Genomic DNA, 2,780 nt, shown 5'->3' on the forward strand with positions numbered 1-2,780 from the left:
GCCCGGATCGGCATTGCTATGCGGCACAATCTCCATTCCCTTATCATCTTTTCATTTTTTAGTGTTATCACGTCCTGCACACCGCTATCAACCTCCAACCCCAGGGTTTCAATCATCAGCCCGGTAATTTTCGTTTCAGATTCCGGGCGGGCGGTACAAGCAGTTTATCGGGATGATGACACGGTTACGCTTACCTTCCCGGACGGCAGGATGGAAATTCTTAATCTTGCAGTATCTGCATCAGGTGCACGTTACACCTCGGGAATAAATGAATGGTGGGAGCATCAGGGAGAAGCCACCTATTCTGTCAATGATGAGCTGGTGTTCAAAGGCAGGCTGCAGCACCAGCCTGGTCATTAACAAGGTAACCGGGCGGGGGGGTTGCTTGCCCGGTTTTTAAAGAAGTAGATTACAGCGCTTCAAACACGCCGGCAGCACCCATCCCGCCACCGATGCACATGGTGACCATGCCATATTTGAGTTTGTGACGGCGTAATCCGCTGAGCAGTGTTGCGACACGAATTGCGCCAGTTGCGCCCAGCGGGTGACCGAGTGCAATGGCTCCGCCCAGCGGGTTAACTTTTGTACGATCCAGCCCAAGGTCATGAATGACTGCCAGGCTTTGCGCAGCGAATGCCTCGTTCAGTTCGATCCAATCAAGGTCGTCCTGCCGAATTCCGGTTTGTTGCAGTACTTTGGGAATCGCCTTGACCGGGCCCACGCCCATGATTTCCGGTGGCACCCCAGCCACTGTGTAACCGATGAAGCGCCCGACTGGCGTCAGGTTAAAACGCTGTAACGCCGCTTTGCTCACCACCATCACGGCACCCGCACCATCCGACATTTGCGAACTGTTACCGGCAGTTACTGATCCTTTTGCAGCAAATACCGGGCGCAATTTGGCGAGTGCTTCCGGGCTGGTATCTGCCCGGGGGCCTTCATCGGTATCCCGGACGATAGATGAGCTGATGATTTCATGCGTACCCAGATCCGGTCTGTTCTCGTGAACGGGATAAGGTGCAATTTCATCTTTGAATTCACCCTGTTCGATGGCACGGATCGCCCGATGATGGCTTTCCAGCGCAAATTCATCCTGCTCCTCACGGCTGACTTTCCACTGTTCCGCCACCTTCTCGGCTGTGATACCCATGCCGTAGGCAATGGCAACCTGCCCATCCTGCCTGAACAACGCCGGATTCATCGCTACCTTGTTACCCATCATCGGCACCATACTCATGCTTTCGGTCCCGCCGGCAATAATGACATCCGCTTCTCCCAGCCGGATGCGGTCTGCTGCCATGGCAACTGCCTGCAGACCGGAGGCACAGAACCGGTTGACTGTTACACCTGGCACATTAACAGGCAGTCCCGCCAGCAGCAACGCCACCCGTGCGATATTGATCCCCTGTTCCGCTTCCGGCATGGCGCAGCCAACGATCACATCCTCAACAGCGGCCGGATCGAGCCCTTCACACTGTTTCAGTACCGCCTGCAACACGTGCACCAGTAAATCATCCGGCCGCACATCCTTGAACATCCCTCGTGGCGCTTTACCCACCGGCGTGCGTGTCGCGGCTACGATATAAGCATCCTGCACCTGTCTGGTCATCTGCTTCTCCTCAGTACTTGAATTTTTATCTCACCAAACCACGACTCAGTTACGCAGCGGTTTGCCGGTTTTCAGGGTATGCGCGATGCGAGCCTGGGTTTTCTCGGTTGCCAGCAACTCAATAAAAGCTGTCCGTTCCAGCTTCAACAGCCATTCTTCATCTACCCGGCTGCCAGTGACAATATCGCCACCACACATGACATGCGCAATCTTGCTGCCAACCAGATAGTCATGCTCGGAAATAAACCCGCCTTCCAGCAGGTTGACCATCGAACTTTTAAGCGTGGCAATTCCTGTAGCACCTGCTGCCACAATCTGGCGCGGACGTAATGGCGGACGATAGCCTGCTTCTGCCAAAGCCAGCGCCTGCATCTTGGCAACATGCAGCAATTCGAGACGATTCATGACAACCACATCAGCTGGTTTCAGATAATGTAATGCCTTTGCCTGTTCTGCACTTTTGGATAACTGTGCCATTGCAACTGTCTGGAAATAATGTTTCAGATACAGAAAAGGGTCGTTATCAATGGCATTACGCGCGGCACGTAAAGCAAACTCCTTACACCCTCCCCCTGCCGGCAGCAGCCCCACACCTGCCTCTACCAGACCGATATAGCTTTCCAGCGTGACCACCGCACGGTCGCAATGCATGACAAACTCGCACCCTCCACCCAGCGCCAATCCATCAACAGCCGCCACAGTGGGTATCATGCTGTAACGGAGATGCTGAGAGACCTGCTGGAAATGGGCAATCATCACCTCCACTTCAGCCAGTTTTCCGGCCATTAGCACATCGGCCATATCCAGGCTGCGCGCTGCCTGCAGTACAGCCGCTTCTGTCGCCTTCCTGGCGCGTTTGAAAAGTTTTTCAAAAAATGACGGGGGAGCTGGTGGGGCAGGCGGCGCCAATGGCGCTTCAGTTTTGGGCCGCTCGGTTGCCTTTTTCAGATTGGCACCCAAAGAAAACGGCGGTTCGGTCTGCCAGATCACCAGCGCACGAAAATGGTGTTCCGCCTCGGTAATCGCTCGCTGTATCCCCTGCAGTACCAGATTATCGATTGTGTGTTTTTTGGTTTTAAAACTGACAATGGCAACCTGATCTCCGGTATGCCACATACGCAACACATCTGTTTCAAAAACTGTTTCGCCATAAACAGCTTCTTCTCCCACC

3 protein-coding genes are annotated in these 2,780 nt (G+C 54.1%); 1 reads left to right on the forward strand and 2 read right to left on the reverse strand.

All coding sequences use genetic code 11. The annotated features are described in order from the left end of the window. Positions 1-18: 18 nt before the first annotated feature. Positions 19-360, forward strand: coding sequence for an MliC family protein (locus IT527_RS01010; protein ID WP_292965298.1), 342 nt, complete (start codon positions 19-21; stop codon positions 358-360). Positions 361-409: 49 nt separating this feature from the next. On the opposite strand, the gene IT527_RS01015 is transcribed toward IT527_RS01010, so the two are convergent. Together IT527_RS01015 and IT527_RS01020 are read right to left on the reverse strand one after the other, a co-directional pair. Then, the gene (locus tag IT527_RS01015) at positions 410-1,609 is read right to left on the reverse strand and encodes an acetyl-CoA C-acyltransferase (protein ID WP_292965294.1); all 1,200 of its coding nucleotides are present in this window, start codon (positions 1,607-1,609) and stop codon (positions 410-412) included. 45 nt (positions 1,610-1,654) lie between these two features. Further along, a partial coding sequence (locus tag IT527_RS01020; RefSeq protein WP_292965296.1) for an enoyl-CoA hydratase/isomerase family protein occupies positions 1,655-2,780 on the reverse strand: 1,126 nt, incomplete at its 5' end.

Source organism: Nitrosomonas sp. (assembly GCF_020852615.1).
GTDB lineage: Bacteria > Pseudomonadota > Gammaproteobacteria > Burkholderiales > Nitrosomonadaceae > Nitrosomonas.

Excerpts from the sequence above, each read along its gene's own strand:
- IT527_RS01010 (WP_292965298.1), top strand. The coding sequence starts at position 19 with ATGCGGCACAATCTCCATTCCCTTATCATCTTTTCATTTTTTAGTGTT.
- IT527_RS01015 (WP_292965294.1), bottom strand. The coding sequence starts at position 1,609 with ATGACCAGACAGGTGCAGGATGCTTATATCGTAGCCGCGACACGCACG.